Here is a 16543-nt window from a genome sequence, read left to right as displayed (position 1 = left end):
GTCCTCATTGACGCATAGCCTCATACGACTTCGTCTTTGAGGAATTACTACTTAATGTCACGTGAAGCTATTCAGGCGGCTGCTGCTTCGGCGGCGGCCGCATCCACCAAGCCAGAGCGCATGACGGGAGCCGCGGCCGTGGTCCGCACCCTCGAGCTGCTCGGAGTGACCGACGTGTTCGGTCTTCCGGGTGGCGCGATCCTGCCTGCCTACGACGCGATCCTCGATGCCAGGGACCTGAACCACATCCTCGTTCGTCACGAACAGGGTGCCGGGCACGCAGCCGAGGGGTACGCTGCGGCCAGCGGCAAGGTCGGTGTCTGCATCGCAACCTCGGGCCCGGGTGCTACCAACCTCGTGACCGCGATCGCGGATGCGTACATGGACTCGGTGCCGATGCTCGCGATCACAGGTCAGGTGTTCTCGACGCTGATGGGTACCGATGCGTTCCAGGAAGCGGACATCGTCGGCATCACGATGCCGATTTCGAAGCACTCCTTCCTCGTGCGTCGCGCCGAAGACATCCCGCAGGCACTCGCGAGCGCCTACCACCTCGCATCCACCGGTCGCCCGGGCCCCGTGCTCGTGGACATCACGAAGGACGCGCAGCAGAACGAGTTTGATTTCGAGTGGCCAGTGCAGCTCGACCTGCCCGGCTACCGCCCGATCACGAAGGCGCACGGCAAGCAGATTCTTGCGGCCGTCGACATGCTTCGTGCGGCGAAGAAACCCGTGATCTACGCGGGTGGCGGCATTGTCCGCGCGGAGGCTTCCGAGGAACTCAAGCAACTTGCAGAGCTCTCCGGCGCGCCGGTCGTGACCACGCTCATGGCGCGCGGCGCGTTCCCCGACTCGCACCCGCAGATGCTCGGCATGCCCGGCATGCACGGCACGGTTCCCGCGGTGCTCTCGTTGCAGGAGGCCGACCTGCTGTTCACGGTCGGCGCTCGCTTCGATGACCGCGTGACTGGTAAGGCGCCGCTCTTCGCGCCGAAGGCGAAGGTCGTGCACATTGACATCGACCCCGCCGAGATCTCGAAGATCCGCACTGCCGACGTGCCCATCGTGGGCGACGCGAAGGAAGTGCTGAACGACGTAAACCGCGCGCTTGCCGAGCGCTCGGCGGAGCCTGCCGAGGACCTCGCGCCGTGGTGGGAGTACCTAGACGGGCTGAAGGCGGAGTTCCCGCGCGGCTTCACGCCGACCACCGACGGGCTGCTTGCACCGCAGCACATCATCGAGCGCATCAGCGCGCTGACTGACAAGGACGCGATCTTCGCGACTGGTGTCGGCCAGCACCAGATGTGGGCGGCGCAGTTCCTCGAGCTCAACAAGCCCAACTCGTTCCTCAACTCGGGTGGTGCGGGCACGATGGGATACGCGGTGCCCGCGGCGATGGGCGCGAAGGTCGCGTTCCCTGACCGTACCGTGTGGGCGATCGACGGCGACGGCTGCTTCCAGATGACGAATCAGGAAATCGCGACGTGCGTGGTCAACAACATCCCGATCAAGATCGCGGTGATCAACAACTCGTCGCTCGGTATGGTGCGACAGTGGCAGACGCTGTTCTATGACGGCCGCTACTCCAACACCGACCTCAACACCGGCCACGACTCGATTCGCGTGCCCGACTTCGTGAAGCTCGCGGACGCCTACGGTGCCCTCGGTATCCGCGTCGAGCGCGAGGAGGAGATCGACGCCGCGATTCAGAAGGCGCTCGAGACCAATGACCGTCCGGTCGTCATCGACTTCGTCGTTTCGGCGGATGCGATGGTGTGGCCGATGGTGCCGCAGGGCGTCTCGAACAGCTTCATTAACTACGCACGGGACAACAGCCCGGCTTTCGAGGGGGAGTAAGGAACCATGTCAAAGCACATCCTGTCGCTTCTCGTCGAAGACAAGCCCGGTCTGCTCGCCCGCGTCGCGGGGCTGTTCTCGCGCCGTGGCTTCAACATCACCTCGCTCGCGGTGGGGCAGTCGGAGGTCGAAGGTCTCTCGCGCATGACCGTCGTGGTTGATGTCGAGAACTTCCCGCTCGAGCAGGTCACGAAGCAGCTGAACAAGCTCGTGAACGTCATCAAGATCGTCGAGCTCACGCCCGAGTCTTCGGTCGAGCGCGAGCACGTGCTCATTAAGGTGCGCGTGGATAAGCAGACTCGCTCCGAGGTAATCGAGGCGGTAAACCTGTTCCGTGCGCGCGTCGTCGACGTCGCACACGACTCGCTGATCATCGAGGTCACCGGTGACTCAGGGAAAGTCGGGGCGCTGCTTCGTATGCTCGAGCCGTACGGCATCCGAGAAATGGTGCAGTCGGGTCTCATCGCGGTGGGACGCGGCCCGAAATCCATCACCGAGCGGGTATTCCGCTAACCGCTGGAGCGCGGGCGGAACTGAGCCCGCCAAGCGATACCGGGCATCCGCCCAAAACGTGACAGACCTACGTACTCACTACGTGTAAAACAAGGAGCACACACCCAACATGGCTGAAATCTATTACGAGGACGACGCAGACCTTTCGATCATCCAGGGCAAGAAGGTAGCCATCGTCGGCTACGGCTCGCAAGGTCACGCGCACGCGCAGAACCTGCGCGACTCGGGCGTCGAGGTCGTTGTCGCGCTTCGCGACGGCTCGAAGTCGATCGAGAAGGCACAGGAAGACGGCTTCGAGGTCAAGAACAACGCCGACGCCGCCGAGTGGGCCGACCTCATCATGATCCTCGCACCGGACCAGCACCAGCGTGGCATCTACGCGAACGACATCGCGCCGCACCTCACCGAGGGCAAGACCCTCGCGTTTGCACACGGCTTCAACATCCGCTTCGGTTACATCGAGGCACCCGAGGGCGTCGACGTCATCCTCGTCGCACCGAAGGCACCGGGCCACACCGTGCGCCGCGAGTTCGTCGCCGGCCGTGGTATCCCCGACATCATCGCTGTCGAGAAGGACGCTTCGGGTGCCGCCTGGGACACCGCGAAGTCGTACGCGAAAGCAATCGGTGGCACCCGCGCTGGTGTCATCAAGACCACCTTCACCGAAGAGACCGAGACCGACCTCTTCGGCGAGCAGGCTGTGCTCTGCGGTGGTACCTCGCGCCTCATCCAGTACGGTTTCGAGACCCTCACCGAGGCTGGCTACCAGCCCGAGATCGCCTACTTCGAGGTCCTGCACGAGCTTAAGCTCATCGTTGACCTCATCTGGGAGGGCGGCATCACCAAGCAGCGCTGGAGCGTTTCGGACACCGCCGAGTACGGTGACTACGTCTCGGGTCCGCGCGTGATCGACCCCTCGGTCAAGGAAAACATGAAGGGCGTTCTCGCTGACATCCAGTCGGGTGCCTTCGCGAAGCGCTTCATCGACGACCAGGACGCTGGCGCACCGGAGTTCAAGAAGCTCCGCGCCGAGGGCGAGGCTCACCCGATCGAGAAGACCGGTGTTGAGCTGCGCAAGCTGTTCTCGTGGCAGCAGGCGGACACCGACTACGTCGACGGCTCCGCCGCACGCTAGTCGGGAGCTGACTCTCTCACGCTAGTCGCGAACTAGCACCCCTCAGGCGACGCGCCATCCGGAATCGGGTGGCGCGTCGCCTATTGTTGCGGGGTGAAGAGTCTCGCGAAACTGATTGCCTATACCAAGGAACTCACCCCCTATTACGTCGCGATCGTGGTGCTCACCCTGGTCTCGGCGGGCGGAGCCCTCGTAACCCCGTTCATCCTGGGCGCCGCGACCGACGAGATCGTCGCGATCGTCGGCGGCGAGCACACCTTCTCGGCGGGGATCTCGACGGTCATTTGGCTCGCGGTCGCCTTCCTTGCGGTCGAAATCGTCGTGACGATCACGGACAGCTCGGGCGGCTATTTCGGCGACGTGATGAGCGCGAACATGCGCAGCATGCTCTCGACCCGCTACTACCGACAGCTGCTGCAGCTGCCCCAGCGGTACTTCGACGATGAGCTGACCGGCACGATCATCTCGCGGCTCGACCGAACGATCACCGAGGTCACGCGCTTCATGCAATCGTTCGCGAACAACATGTTCTCGATGCTCATCACGACCGTCGCAGTGCTGGTGATCACCGCGTTCTATTCGTGGCCGATCGCGCTGCTGCTGTTCGTGCTGTTCCCGGTATACATGTGGCTGACCGCGCTCACCTCGAAGCGGTGGCAGAAGATCGAGCACGAGAAGAACGTGCACGTCGACACGGCCCGCGGCCGCTTCAGCGAGGTCGTAGGCCAGATCCCCGTGGTGCGCTCGTTCGCGCAGGAACGTCGCGAGTGGCAGCTATTTGCGCGGGAGTTCGCGGCGACGGTGCAGCTCACGAGCAAGCAGTCGCGCCTGTGGCACGGCATGGATGCGCTGCGCCGCTTCGCACTCAACCTCGCGTTCTTCGGGATCTACCTGATCCTGTTCATCCAGACCGCGCAGGGCACGTTCACCCTGGGCGAGATGGTGCTGCTGATCCAGCTCGTGGGCATGGCTCGCAACCCGGTCTCGATGATGTCGTGGATGGTTGATGCAGCTCAGCACGCGGTCGCGGGCTCGCGCGACTACTTCAAGGTCATGGAGCTACCGCAGGATGAGCGCGAGGGCCTCGAACTGCGCGATCCGGATGCGGTAGCCGAGCGCCGCGAGCGACAGGCGAGCGCGGTGCCGGTGCGTTTCGACGACGTCCACTTCGCGTACGACGAGGAATCGCCAGTGCTTCGCGGCATCACGTTTGACGTCCAAAAGGGTGAGCGCATCGCGTTCGTGAGCGGCTCGGGCGGTGGCAAGAGCACGATCGTGAGCCTGCTGCTCGGCTTCTATCGCGTGCAATCGGGGCGCATCGAGCTCTTTGGCGAAGACATCGCGCACCTCAAGATGCCCTCGCTGCGCGACCAGATCGGCGTCGTGTTCCAGGAGCCTTCGCTCTTCAGCGGCACGATTCGCGAGAACATCTCATACGGGCGTCCCGGCGCGAGCGAGTCGGAGATCATGGATGCGGCCAAGCGTGCGAACGCGTGGGAGTTCATTTCGGGCTTCCCGAAGGGCCTCGACGCCGTGATTGGCGAGCGCGGCCTGAAGCTCTCGGGCGGGCAAAAGCAGCGCATCGCCGTTGCGCGCGCCATGTTGAAGGATGCGCCGGTGTTGATTCTCGACGAGGCGACGAGTGCGCTCGACACTAAGAGCGAGCGTGCGGTTCAGGCCGGCCTGGATGCGCTGATGGCGGGGGAGCGCACGAGCCTCATCATCGCGCACCGGCTCTCGACCATCCAGAACGTCGACCGCATCATCACGCTGCGCGACGGCAAGATCGACGAGATCGGCTCACCCGCCGAGCTCGCCGCATCCGGTGGCATCTACGCGGAGCTGCTCGCGCTGCAGCTCGAGGGCACGTCCGCGAGCCGCGAGCGACTGCGCGAGCACTACGGCATCGACGTTTAGTTGCGGCCGGTGTGCGCAACCCCTGCTGGTAGCGCTCTGCATTGCCTGTGTACGGGCCCGGTCCAGTGTTATCGGCAATGGCTGGGGGCGCTAGTGTACGCGACCCTTGCCGGTAGCGCTTTGCATTGCCTGTGTACGGGCCCGGGTCAGCGCTATCGGCAATGGCGGGGGGCGCTGGTGTACGCGACCCTTGCCGGTAGCGCACTGCATTGCCTGTGTACGGGCCCGGGCCAGCGCTATCGGCAATGATTGGCACCGCGTAGTCTCCTCTGCTGTTCTTCAGGCCGATGCAATTGACTGCTCCCATGGCTGAAGAACAAGAGAACCGCATCGTAAGCGCAAGTCGGGTTGTGGATGCATCGCCCGAGACGATCTTCGAGTTGATCGCAGATCCGGCCCGACAGCCCGAGTGGGACGGCAATGACAATCTGGCGAGCGCCGAACCGGGACAGCGGGTCACTGCCGTGGGCGATGTCTTCACGATGAACATGACGAAACCGGGCATCCAGCGCGAGAACCACGTCGTCGAGTTCGAGGAAGGCCGAAGCATCGCGTGGAAGCCGGCGGAGCCCGGAAACCCGCCGATCGGTCAGCTGTGGCGCTGGGAGCTCGAGCCGAACGGCGACGGCACCCTCGTCACCCACACGTACGACTGGACGGATCTGCACGACGAAAAGCGACTGCCGCGGGCGCGTGCGACGAAGGAAGAGAACCTCCGCGCATCCATTGACCGGCTTGCGACGCTTGTCGAGGGGCAATAGCGAGCAATCCGCGCGCAACGACGCGGCGGCGCGTCGCGCGCGAGACCGCGGAGGACTAGGCTATTGAGGGTTTATTCCGTGGAAAGGATGCTGCAGCGTGCGCGACAAGATTGATCTCGGAGTCATTGGTGGAGACGGTATCGGTCCCGAGGTTGTGGCCGAGGCTCGAAAAATACTTCGTGCGGCACTCCCCGAGGGCGTGGAGCTGACCGAAACCGAGTACCCGTTTGGGGCGAAGCACTACCAGGAGACCGACGAGATCCTCGACGACGAGTCGCTCGAGCGGCTCGCACAGCACGACGCGCTGCTCCTCGGCGCCGTCGGTGGCGACCCTGCGGACCCGCGACTCGCGGGAGGCATCATCGAGCGCGGCCTGCTGCTCAAGATCCGTTTCGCGTTCGATCACTACATCAACCTGCGTCCCGTTCGCCTTTGGCCGAACACGACGAGCCCGCTCGCAAACCCCGGCGAGATTGACTTCGTCGTCGTCCGCGAGGGCACCGAGGGCCTGTACACCGGCAACGGCGGCAGCGTGCGCACCGGCACCGTGCACGAGATCGCGAACGAGCTTTCGGTCAACACCGCCTTCGGCGTTGAGCGCACCGTGCGTTATGCCTTCGATCTCGCACAGCGCCGTGAGCGCAAGAAGCTCACGCTCGTGCACAAGAAGAACGTGCTCGTGAATGCTGGCGTGATGTGGAACCGTATCGTCAACGAGGTAGCCAGCGAGTACCCCGAGGTGAGCGTCGACTACCTCCACATCGATGCCGCGACGATTTTCTTCGTCACCGATCCCTCGCGTTTCGACGTGATCGTGACTGATAACCTGTTTGGCGACATCATCACCGACCTGGCAGGTGCCGTTACCGGCGGCATTGGCCTCGCGGCATCGGGCAACATCAACCCCGATGGCACCTTCCCGAGCATGTTCGAACCCGTGCATGGCTCGGCCCCCGACATTGCAGGTACTGGCAAAGCCAACCCGACCGCCGCCATCCTGTCGATCGCCCTCTTGCTGCGCCACTTCGGCTTCGAAGAGGCCGCACAGCGAGTCGAGGCCGCGTGCGAAGCGGACGTCGTCGAAGCCGGCGGCGCGCCTCGCAGCACCAGCGAGATTGGCGACGCCATTCTCGCGCGTCTCGCGTAGAGGCAACATTTTTCTCAGTGGCGAGCTTCCCGATGCGCCGGGAGCTCGCCACTCAACCACGTACTCCACTTGATTCCGTATAAGGACGAACTATGACCGACGGCACCTCGCTCGAATTCACGATCGAGCACAACCCGAATCCCGCATCCGACGAAGACCGCGCGAAGGTTCTTGAGAACCCCGGTTTTGGCGAGCGGTTTACGGACCACATGGTCATGATCGACTGGACCCGCGACGGCGGCTGGCAGAACGCCCGCGTCGTGCCATACGGCCCGCTGCAGATGAACCCTGGCAACGCAATCTTCCACTACGCGCAGGAAGTCTTCGAGGGGCTCAAGGCCTATCGCCACGCGGATGGCTCGGTGCACACTTTCCGTCCTGAAATGAACGCGAAGCGGATGCAGCGATCGGCCCATCGCCTTGCGCTTCCCGAACTTCCGGTGGATGTGTTCGTCGAGTCGCTCCGACAGCTCGTGCAAGCGGACGAGGCCTGGGTGCCGGCACACGGCGAGGGTAAGTCGCTGTACCTGCGCCCGTTCATGATCGCGAACGAGGACTTCCTCGGCGTTCGTGCAGCCGAGACCGTCACCTACTTCGTGATCGCATCGCCCGCCGGCGCCTACTTTAAGGACCCGACCCGCCCCGTCAACATCTGGCTGGAGACCGAGCTCTCGCGCGCGGGCCGGGGTGGTACTGGCGCAGCGAAGTGCGGCGGCAACTACGCCGCCTCGCTGCTGCCGCAGCAGACCGCGTACGAGCACGGCTGCGAGCAGGTGCTCTTCCTTGATTCATCGACCGAGCAATACCTCGAAGAGCTCGGCGGGATGAACATCGTGCTGGTCTACCGCGACGGTACCGTCGCGACACCCGAGTCCGACTCGATCCTTGAGAGCGTCACGAACGACTCGATCTTGACGCTCTTCAAGGAAACCGGTCACACGGTCGAGCGTCGGAAGATCACGATCGACGAGTGGCGCGAGGGCGCCGAGTCGGGCGCAATCACGGAGGCCTTCGCCGTCGGCACGGCGGCCGTGATTTCGCCGATCGGTACGCTCAAGCACACTGACTTCCAGATCGAGAACCCGCGCGTGACCGAGGAATCGCTGTCGATGCGGATGCGCGCCAAGCTCACCGGCATCCAGAACGGCGACCTCGCCGACGACCACGGCTGGCTCGAGCAGCTCGCCTAGCGTCGGGCCTCTCGATACGCGGCTGCGCCGCTACTCGAGGAGCGGTCTAGCGGTCGCCCCGTAGCCGCGAAACGGCGTATCGAAACGGCCAGACTAGCGTTCGGTGAGGCGGCGGGCGGTGCGTGCGAGCGAGAGCTGCACCGCATCCGCCGTGATCCGCGGGTCGAGCCCCGTGATCTTCGCGATCTGATCGATGCGGTAGCGCACGGTATTGCGGTGGGTGCCAAGTGCCGTAGCGACGTCGTTTGAGGCACCCGAATTGGCGAGGAATGCATCCAGCGTCTCGACAAGGCGGGTGCCGTGTTCACGGTCGTTGGCCTCGAGCGGCCCGACCAGCTCTTCCGCGAGCTCGGCGATCGGCGCATCCGAGGCGCCGAGGATGAGGGATGCGATCGAGAGTCGCGGGGCCTCGCCAATCACCTGGTCGCGCTCGAGGCGACCCAGCGCATCCAGCGCCTCGAACCAGCTCCAGCGCAGCGCCGCCGTGCCGGGGTATGGGCCACCGATGCCGACCTTCGCGGGGATGCCCGCGGCGCGGGTCGCGGCCACGAGCGCCTCGGCCGCGCGCTGCGGTGGGACGTCGTGGATGTCGAGGAGTACCGCGAGCCGGTCATCGAGCACGGTCGCGACCGAGCCTCGGAGGGACGAAGGCAGTGGCATTGCCGCGAGATCCGACCGGCGGGGGCCTTCGCCGCTCACGACGAGCATCCGATATGTGCTGTTGCCCGTGAGCCCGATCGATTGCAGGCGCGGGCCGACCACCTCGGGCTCGAGGCGCCCGTTGATGAGGTCGTCGAGCACTTGGCCGGCCTGTACCCGCTCCTCGCGGCGATGGCGCGCGGCCTGGGCGAGGTGAAGGCCGACCAGCGTGCGGCTCGTGTTGATGAGCTCGTCGTCGGTGCGGGGACGGGATGCGTGGAGGGTTGCCTGGCCTGCGGGGCCCAGGGCGATTGGGAGCGCATCCCACGAGGTGATGTCGGGGTCGTCGATCTCGAGGGCGCCCGAGATGAGTTCGCCGTTGACGGACACGGCTACGTGGGCGCCCGTCTCGCGACCGAGCGCCGCGAGCATGGACTCGAGGCCGCCGTCGCCCATGAGGAGCTCGACGAAGCGCTCGCGCCGGCGGTGCTGCGCTTCGACCTGCTCGACGCGTTCCTTCGCGTTGGCCTCCGCGACCCGCTTCGCGATGAGCGCGAACGAAATTTCTACCGGCACTTCGATGATGGGGAGCTCCGCGCGGCGCGCCTCGTCGAGGAGCGCCTCGGGGATGTGATCGTGGGTGAAACCGGAGCCAAACCCGATGCCGCGCGAGCCGGCTTCGGCGACTGAGCGCACGAAGCTGCGACACGCGCGGACCGAGCGCAACCGCATCCCGGTAGTGAGGACGAGCTCGCCGCCGGTGAGGAAAGGCTTCGGCTCGGCCATCTCCGTCGCGGCGGCCCAATCGATGCGTTCGTTGAGGGCCTGACCGTGGCCGACGCGGAGTCGGAGGCCGAGGTCGGGCTCGCGCAGGAGTTCGGCGATCGAAATGGGCATGCGATTCAGCCTAAACGTAATGCGAGTGCACAACAATCGAAGGCAGAATCGTGCCTGGTCACATCCGGCAGCATGGTTGTGCGCCGTAACCTTTTCGACAGAGCAGCTATGGGGCTGCCACACGAAAAATTGCAAGCAAAGGAAGGCAGTGCAATGGAGTTTCGCCTCGAACAGCAGCGGAAGATTGTCACCGAGATCCCCGGTCCGAAGTCGGAGGAGCTACTCAAGCGTCGTCAGCAGTACGTGAGCTCCTCGATCGGGTCTTCGCTCCCGGTCTACATCGGCGAGGCGGATGGCGCGATCCTCCGCGACGTTGACGGGAACCAGTTCATTGACTTCGGCTCGGGCATTGGCGTGACCACGGTGGGTAACGCGAACCCGAAGGTCGTCAAGGCGATTCAGGATGCTGCTGCCGCGAGCACGCACCTCCAGATCAACACCGCGCCGTACGGCAGCTACGTCGACCTTTGCCAGAAGCTCACCGAGCTCACCCCGGGCGACTTCCCGAAGAAGGCGGCGCTGTTCAACTCGGGCGCCGAGGCCGTCGAGAACGCGGTCAAGATCGCGCGCAAGTACACCGGTCGCGACGCCGTCATCGTGTTTGACCACGCATTCCACGGCCGCACCAACCTCACGATGGCGATGACGTCGAAGTCAATGCCGTACAAGGATGGCTTTGGCCCGTTCGCACCTGAGGTGTACCGCGCGCCGCTTAGCTACCCGTTCCGCGACGAGCTCTCGGGCCCTGAGGCCGCAGCCCGCACGATCGACGTGATCGACAAGCAGGTCGGCGCGAAGAACGTCGCAGCAATCATCATCGAGCCGATCGTCGGGGAGGGTGGCTTCATCGTTCCCGCCGAGGGCTTCCTGCCCGCGCTCGTCGAATACGCGAACGAGAACGGCATCGTCTTCGTCGCCGACGAGGTGCAGGCCGGCATGAGCCGCACCGGCAAGTGGTTCTGCTCGGAGTGGGAGGGCATCGAGCCCGACCTCGTGACGAGCGCCAAGGGCATCGCGGGCGGCATGCCGCTCTCGGCGGTCGTTGGGCGTGCCGAGATCATGGATGCGCCGCACACCGGCGGCATCGGCGGCACCTACGCAGGTAACCCGGTCGCGAACGCCGCCGCACTCGCGACGATCGCCTCGTACGAGGAGGATGGCCTCCAGGAAGCCGCGCTGCGCATCGAGAAGACCATCCGCGGCGTTCTCGAGCCGCTCGTTGACGAACTCGACGTCGTCGGCGAGGTCCGCGGCCGCGGCGCCATGCTCGCGATCGAGCTCGTGACCGGCGCAGACAAGACGCCGAACCCGGAGCTCGTGAAGACCGTTGTCGCTGAAGCGCAGGCCCAGGGCGTTGTGTTCCTCACCTGCGGCACCTACGGCAACGTGATCCGATTCCTACCGCCGCTCGTCATCACCGACGAGCTGCTCACCGACGGGCTGAACGTGCTCGTCGACGCGATTCGCAAGAACGCGTAGCGGCTAGGAGCTAGGCGAGGTGCGGAGCAGTTTCGGCGTCCAATGTGACGCCGAGCTGCTCCGCACTCCACGTTAAGATCGACGAGAAACCGATGCGGAAGAGCGCATCCTTTTCAGCCGCGACACCGTCGTCTTCGCGCGCCGCAAGCGCCGCGCGGTACGTCGGGGCAGTGTCGTTCAGCTCCGGGTTGTCGATATCCACCGCATGAAACGGCTCTCGTACCGAGCAGCCGTAAATATATGCCTCAAGTGCCTCGATGACGGAAACGCAGGATTCGATGGGCCAGCCACCCTCAACCAGGGCCGAGACAATACGCTCATACATCGGCCAGGTGCCTGGGCGATCGGCGGGGAGAATTGGTGGGAGCGCCTGCAGCAACTTCCGATGCTTGACCGCGACATCGAGATAGCTGTGTGCCCAATCCTCGAGGGCCTCAGCCCACGGCTTCGAATCGACGGCGGAATAATCAATTTCCGAGAATACGGATTCCTGCACCCACGCGAGGATTTCGAGTTTCGAGCTTGCGTGGTTATAAAGCGCCGAGGGCGTGACGCCGAGTTCTTTCGCGAGGCTCGTCATCGTGAGACCTTCGTCACCACGGGACAGCAAGATCTGGCGGGCGGCCTGCGTGATTCCCTCTCTGTTCAGCAGGCGTGTGCGCGGTCGACCCACCGCGCGGCGGGACTCGTTCATACTGGCTCCTCGAACGATGCTTCACCGGGCGTCAGTAAATGAATATAATTCAGTTATTGACGTTCCGAGGACGAAGATTGAATTCTTTTAATATTAGTCGCGGAGACACTATGACTTTGACCAATTCCACGCTATTCATTCCACGGAGGTATATCCATTGACTACTCGGTTTCGGCCAGACGGAAGCATCGTTGTTGGCTACGTTGCCAATGCTCGAGGTAATGACGCCCTGGAGTTAGCGGGCTTTTTGGCTAATGGCACCGAGTCCGAAATTGTCGTTGTAATGGTGCTGCCAGAAACGCGGGCTGGAAATGAAGAAAGCCAGGCGGAACTCGATCGTTGGAAAAATGTTGCACTCAAACGATTGCCTAAAGAAAGAATAGTGAGCGTTGAATTCCGATATGCCTCAAGTGAGGCGCGCGGGCTGATCGATGCGGCCGAGCAGCACGATGCGGCCCAGATCGTGATTGGAGCTGCCGCAGGGCGGTTGATGCGCAAGTTTTCGGTGGGTTCGACGGCAAACGCGCTGCTGCACTCTTCGCCGGTACCGGTCGCGCTCGCGCCCCGCGGATTCCGCGCACCAGATGGCCGAGCGGCGCGCATTACCGGTATCTACGGCACGCGCCCCGGTTCCGAGGCGGTAATCGGGCGCACGGTGCAGCGCGCGATCGACCGCGACATTCCGCTTCGCCTGATCTCGCTCGTGCAGGTCGATCTCATCCGCCCGAGTGAGATTCGTGAGGTCGCGGACGAGGCGCGGGAGTTCGGCGGCCGTCATCTCGAGGCCCAGGCGGTCGGGATGCTCGATTCGGGTCGAGCGGTGATCGAAATCGCCGAGGGGAAGGACTTCGAGGATGCGCTCGCCCAGGTCGACTGGCTGGAGGACGAGTTCGCGCTCCTTGGTTCGAGCCGGCTCGGAGGTGGACGGAGCGTGTTCCTCGGGTCGCGAGCTCACCGCATCCTGCGTACCCTGCCGGTGCCGGTCGTGGTGATCCCGAGCGACCTGCGTGGGCCTGAAGCATACGAGGCGCCTGCGGCGGCTCTGTAGATATATGGCGCTGGCGCTAATGGTGACGGCTAGTCGCGCGTGCCCCGCGCGGGGTGCGGCTGGTCTCATTGTCGCCGCGATACACTCGGGCGCGTGAAGATCGCACGTTTCGACTACCAGGACCAGCTCGCCTACGGCATTCTCGACGAGGAAAAGAACGAACTTATTCGCCTCGTCGGGGACCCGCTATACGCGGGATTCGAGACGCTCGATGAGCGAATCAAGCTTGAGGATGCGCGCCTACTCGCGCCGGTCATCCCACGATCAAAGGTGGTGGCGTTCGGTCGCAACTATCTCGAGCACGCGCGCGAGATGGGCAACGAGGTGCCCGAGGAGCCGATGATGTTCCTGAAGCCCAACACCTCGATCGTCGGCCCGGGGCATCCCATTCGGTTGCCGAAGCAGTCCAGCCACGTCGAGCACGAGGTTGAGCTTGCCGTGGTGATCGGCTCGGTTGCCCGCAACGTACCGGCTAAGGACGCGGATCAGGTCATCTTCGGGTACACCGTGGCCAACGACGTTTCGGCGAGGGACCTCCAGAAGAAGGACGGCCAGTGGGGTCGAGCCAAGGGCTTCGACTCGTTCTGCCCGCTGGGCCCGTACATCGAGACCGAGTTCGACCCCTCGAGCGGCGGCATTGGGGCAAAGGTGAACGGTGAGGTGCGCCAGGTGGGCGACCTCAACCAGCTCGAGCGCACGGTCGAGCAGCTCGTGGAGTTTGCGTCGAGTGTCTTCACCCTCCTACCCGGTGACGTGCTGCTCACGGGAACGCCCGCTGGTGTTGGCCCGATCGTGGATGGTGACGAGGTCACCTGCGCGATCGAGGGAATCGGTAACCTCACCAACCCGGTGATTGCCGAGTAGTTCGTAGTATTCGAAAGCGGCGAGCTGGGATTTCCCGGCTCGCCGCTTTCGTCTTGTTTCCACGCTGGTTCGGTGGTGCGCGTTATGACGCCTGATCGGGGATGATCGGTTGATTGTCGACCCTTGAAGAGGGTTCTAGTGAGTCGTGGGCGCACCTCGGGGGCTCTCGTGGTGAATCGCCTCAACTGCGTTTATGTTTAAGCATGGGCAAGGTAGGGTCGTTGTGCCTGTTTAAGTTTGCCTGTAGCGCACGATCTGTTTAAGAATTTCTGCGAATGCGCTCCGCCTCGGTCGACAGTGTGATTCCTTTAGGGGACACAAATCGGTTGCCCGCGTCAGCGGGTTAGTGGAGGGGGTGTAGCGGTCGATGGTTCAGCAGCTTAAGCGCGTATTTGCGAATCGAACCGGACAAATCGTTGTTGCACTGTTTGGTCTCTTGGTGGCGATGTTCATTGTCGCGTTGCCGAGTGCCGCGAGCGCAGAAGACGCAACAGGTGCGGAGGAAGCAGTCGGCGCCGATGCCACTGTTGATGCCGAGGGCACTGCAGGTGCCGACGGCGGGACCGGCGCAGAGGATGCAACGAGTTCGGACGAATCTGTCGACGGAGTCGCTGACGCCGAGGACGCGGCCGTCGCGGATGACGCCAGCAGCTCCGACGACATCGTGAGTTCGGGCGACTCATCGGATGCCGGTGATGTCAGTGACGCCGAGGGTGCTGGTGACGCAGGGGATGCCGAAGTTTCGGCCGGCACTGAAGGCGCGGGCGAGGAAGAATCCGCGGCAGGCGCGGATGACTCGGCGACCACCGATGACGCAGGTGCGGCGGAGGGTTCGGAGGATGCCACTGAGGTGCCGAACATAGAGGATGTCGTTGAGAAGGTAGACATTTGTCACGCGACAAACGCGTTCAAGAACCCGTACACGAGCAATAACGACAGTGTTAACTCGATCATCAACGACATCGGTGACGGGCACTCGGGGCACACCGGTCCCGTCTATGACGGGGTAGTCGAAGACTGGGGTGACATCATCCCGTCGTTCTGGTACCTGGACGCGAACGGGGACGCTGCGTTTTACCCGGGCATGAATTGGGACGCTGCAGGCCAGGCGATCTGGGCGAACGGTTGTGAGTACGTAGCACCGGAGCCGACGGAAACCGAGACTCCGGAGCCGACGGAAACCGAGACTCCGGAGCCGACGGAAACCGAGACTCCGGAGCCGACGGAGACGGAAACGCCGGAGCCGACGGAAACTGAGACCCCGGAGCCGACGGAGACGGAAACCCCGGAGCCGACGGAAACTGAGACCCCGGAGCCGACGGAGACGGAGACGCCTGGTCCGACGGAGACGGAGACGCCGTCGACAAGCGCGCCAGTACCGCCAGCTGACCACGAGAAGCCAGCCAAGCCGGACGCCCAGGCGCCGGTGCAGCCGGCCGAACAGGGTTCGTCGACGGATCTCGCGCAGACCGGTGAGGCACTGCCCTTCGGCATCGTCGCTGCAGCCGCGACGCTGCTGCTTGCCGGCCTCACGCTGATGCTCGCGGTCCGCCGCAAGCAGGCCGAGTAGGATTCTCGCCCGGGCGCTGGTTGAGCGCAACGACAGGGCCGTGACGTGACCGAGAAATGGGTTTCGTCACGGCCCTTCGGCATTCACGCCGCGAGTAATTCCAAGACGGTAGTGGGTAGGGCCTCTTGATCCCTATGGCAGCCACGCCAGGGCGTGGACCGCCTCGGCGAGGATGCGCAGGTCGTTGTTGATGATCCGCTGCGAATTCGCGGATGGGGTAATCCCCGCGCGCTTCGCTGCCGTCTGGTTGTCGAGGCCAGCAAGGAGTGATGCGAGCGCCTCACGCGCGCCCGCACGAAGTCGAAAAATGTTGGCGTCGATGAGGCGGACTGTCGAGATCGTCAGGGGGTTTGCATCCTCGCGCTCGTCGCGAATGCCTGTGCGCAGGCCCGCTGCGCCTGAGTCACTCGCGAGTGCCTCTACCTCTTCGATCGCTTCGCGGGCCCGCCACCAGGCGCTGCCATCCTGGATTCCGCGCTCGCGGTCGATCACCTCGACGTCGCCGATGCCGATGCCGAAGCGCAGCTCGGCGTGGCCAAACAGCTCGGTGCGGATGCGGTAGCTTGCGGCGAGTGCGTCACCGAGGGTCGCGTAGATGCCCTGCAGTTCGTCGCCGACTGTGACGCGGAGGGCGTCGAGTGGGGGGATTGCTTCGTTCGTCGCGGCGATGGCTGCGAGGATGCGCGGATGTGTCGCCGCGCGATCGGACAGGCGTGACTCCACCTGATCGACAAGAAGTGCCGCGCATGAAGAATATTGCTTCATAGTAGCCATGTGAAGATTATAGCTTCATTCCACGATAATGAAAGAACTGGCTTCACCAAATCGGGTT

14 protein-coding genes are annotated in these 16543 nt (G+C 64.0%); 11 read left to right on the top strand and 3 right to left on the bottom strand.

Features of this window, described 5'->3' with window-relative positions; genetic code table 11:
• Nucleotides 1-120: 120 nt before the first annotated feature.
• The 7 genes from GMOLON4_RS09265 (at nt 121) to GMOLON4_RS09235 (ending at nt 8520) form a co-directional block, all read left to right on the top strand.
• Entirely contained in the window at nt 121-1857 is a 1737-nt protein-coding gene (locus GMOLON4_RS09265) for an acetolactate synthase large subunit (RefSeq protein ID WP_245575481.1), read from the top strand.
• A gap of 6 nt (nt 1858-1863) precedes the next feature.
• The gene (gene ilvN / locus GMOLON4_RS09260) at nt 1864-2370 is read left to right on the top strand and encodes an acetolactate synthase small subunit (protein WP_026937190.1); all 507 of its coding nucleotides are present in this window, start codon (nt 1864-1866) and stop codon (nt 2368-2370) included.
• A 109-nt stretch (nt 2371-2479) separates the two neighbouring features.
• Nucleotides 2480-3505: a ketol-acid reductoisomerase gene (gene ilvC / locus GMOLON4_RS09255; protein ID WP_026937191.1), complete on the top strand. Its 1026-nt coding sequence runs from the start codon at nt 2480-2482 to the stop codon at nt 3503-3505.
• A gap of 93 nt (nt 3506-3598) precedes the next feature.
• The gene (locus GMOLON4_RS09250; RefSeq protein WP_026937192.1) at nt 3599-5422 is read left to right on the top strand and encodes an ABC transporter ATP-binding protein; all 1824 of its coding nucleotides are present in this window, start codon (nt 3599-3601) and stop codon (nt 5420-5422) included.
• 305 nt (nt 5423-5727) lie between these two features.
• Nucleotides 5728-6183, top strand: coding sequence for an SRPBCC family protein (locus GMOLON4_RS09245; RefSeq protein WP_026937193.1), 456 nt, complete (start codon nt 5728-5730; stop codon nt 6181-6183).
• A 97-nt stretch (nt 6184-6280) separates the two neighbouring features.
• On the top strand, nt 6281-7330 hold the full coding sequence (locus GMOLON4_RS09240) for a 3-isopropylmalate dehydrogenase (protein WP_026937194.1): 1050 nt from the start codon (nt 6281-6283) through the stop codon (nt 7328-7330).
• A 92-nt stretch (nt 7331-7422) separates the two neighbouring features.
• A complete protein-coding gene (locus GMOLON4_RS09235) occupies nt 7423-8520 on the top strand; it encodes a branched-chain amino acid aminotransferase (RefSeq protein ID WP_026937195.1) in 1098 nt (365 codons plus the stop codon).
• A gap of 93 nt (nt 8521-8613) precedes the next feature.
• Here GMOLON4_RS09235 and GMOLON4_RS09230 read toward each other — a convergent pair whose 3' ends face one another.
• Nucleotides 8614-10056 (bottom strand): PucR family transcriptional regulator, encoded by a 1443-nt coding sequence (locus tag GMOLON4_RS09230; RefSeq protein ID WP_026937196.1) that lies wholly within the window; start codon nt 10054-10056, stop codon nt 8614-8616.
• A 153-nt stretch (nt 10057-10209) separates the two neighbouring features.
• Here GMOLON4_RS09230 and gabT point away from each other — a divergent pair, with 153 nt between their 5' ends.
• Nucleotides 10210-11535: a 4-aminobutyrate--2-oxoglutarate transaminase gene (gene gabT, locus GMOLON4_RS09225; RefSeq protein ID WP_026937197.1), complete on the top strand. Its 1326-nt coding sequence runs from the start codon at nt 10210-10212 to the stop codon at nt 11533-11535.
• 10 nt (nt 11536-11545) lie between these two features.
• Here gabT and GMOLON4_RS09220 read toward each other — a convergent pair whose 3' ends face one another.
• Nucleotides 11546-12229, bottom strand: coding sequence for a TetR/AcrR family transcriptional regulator (locus GMOLON4_RS09220; protein ID WP_051266981.1), 684 nt, complete (start codon nt 12227-12229; stop codon nt 11546-11548).
• 157 nt (nt 12230-12386) lie between these two features.
• On the opposite strand from GMOLON4_RS09220, the gene GMOLON4_RS09215 reads away from it, so the two are divergent.
• The 3 genes from GMOLON4_RS09215 to GMOLON4_RS09205 all read left to right on the top strand — a co-directional run bounded on the left by GMOLON4_RS09215 (nt 12387) and on the right by GMOLON4_RS09205 (nt 15711).
• Nucleotides 12387-13277 (top strand): universal stress protein, encoded by an 891-nt coding sequence (locus GMOLON4_RS09215; protein WP_169516522.1) that lies wholly within the window; start codon nt 12387-12389, stop codon nt 13275-13277.
• 93 nt (nt 13278-13370) lie between these two features.
• Nucleotides 13371-14141: a fumarylacetoacetate hydrolase family protein gene (locus tag GMOLON4_RS09210; RefSeq protein ID WP_026937198.1), complete on the top strand. Its 771-nt coding sequence runs from the start codon at nt 13371-13373 to the stop codon at nt 14139-14141.
• A gap of 367 nt (nt 14142-14508) precedes the next feature.
• Nucleotides 14509-15711, top strand: a complete 1203-nt coding sequence (locus tag GMOLON4_RS09205) for a hypothetical protein (protein WP_026937199.1) — start codon at nt 14509-14511, stop codon at nt 15709-15711.
• A gap of 132 nt (nt 15712-15843) precedes the next feature.
• Here GMOLON4_RS09205 and GMOLON4_RS09200 read toward each other — a convergent pair whose 3' ends face one another.
• Nucleotides 15844-16485 (bottom strand): SatD family protein, encoded by a 642-nt coding sequence (locus tag GMOLON4_RS09200; RefSeq protein WP_026937200.1) that lies wholly within the window; start codon nt 16483-16485, stop codon nt 15844-15846.
• Nucleotides 16486-16543: the final 58 nt, after the last annotated feature.

Origin of the sequence: Gulosibacter molinativorax (assembly GCF_003010915.2) — a bacterium.
GTDB lineage: Bacteria > Actinomycetota > Actinomycetes > Actinomycetales > Microbacteriaceae > Gulosibacter > Gulosibacter molinativorax.
Note: the sequence above shows the minus strand (reverse complement) of the source record. Positions and strands in the feature narration are given on the sequence as shown.

Excerpts from the sequence above, each read along its gene's own strand:
- GMOLON4_RS09265 (WP_245575481.1), top strand. The coding sequence starts at position 121 with ATGACGGGAGCCGCGGCCGTGGTCCGCACCCTCGAGCTGCTCGGAGTG.
- ilvN (WP_026937190.1), top strand. The coding sequence starts at position 1,864 with ATGTCAAAGCACATCCTGTCGCTTCTCGTCGAAGACAAGCCCGGTCTG.
- ilvC (WP_026937191.1), top strand. The coding sequence starts at position 2,480 with ATGGCTGAAATCTATTACGAGGACGACGCAGACCTTTCGATCATCCAG.
- GMOLON4_RS09245 (WP_026937193.1), top strand. The coding sequence starts at position 5,728 with ATGGCTGAAGAACAAGAGAACCGCATCGTAAGCGCAAGTCGGGTTGTG.
- GMOLON4_RS09235 (WP_026937195.1), top strand. The coding sequence starts at position 7,423 with ATGACCGACGGCACCTCGCTCGAATTCACGATCGAGCACAACCCGAAT.
- GMOLON4_RS09230 (WP_026937196.1), bottom strand. The coding sequence starts at position 10,056 with ATGCCCATTTCGATCGCCGAACTCCTGCGCGAGCCCGACCTCGGCCTC.
- gabT (WP_026937197.1), top strand. The coding sequence starts at position 10,210 with ATGGAGTTTCGCCTCGAACAGCAGCGGAAGATTGTCACCGAGATCCCC.
- GMOLON4_RS09220 (WP_051266981.1), bottom strand. The coding sequence starts at position 12,229 with ATGAACGAGTCCCGCCGCGCGGTGGGTCGACCGCGCACACGCCTGCTG.
- GMOLON4_RS09205 (WP_026937199.1), top strand. The coding sequence starts at position 14,509 with ATGGTTCAGCAGCTTAAGCGCGTATTTGCGAATCGAACCGGACAAATC.
- GMOLON4_RS09200 (WP_026937200.1), bottom strand. The coding sequence starts at position 16,485 with ATGGCTACTATGAAGCAATATTCTTCATGCGCGGCACTTCTTGTCGAT.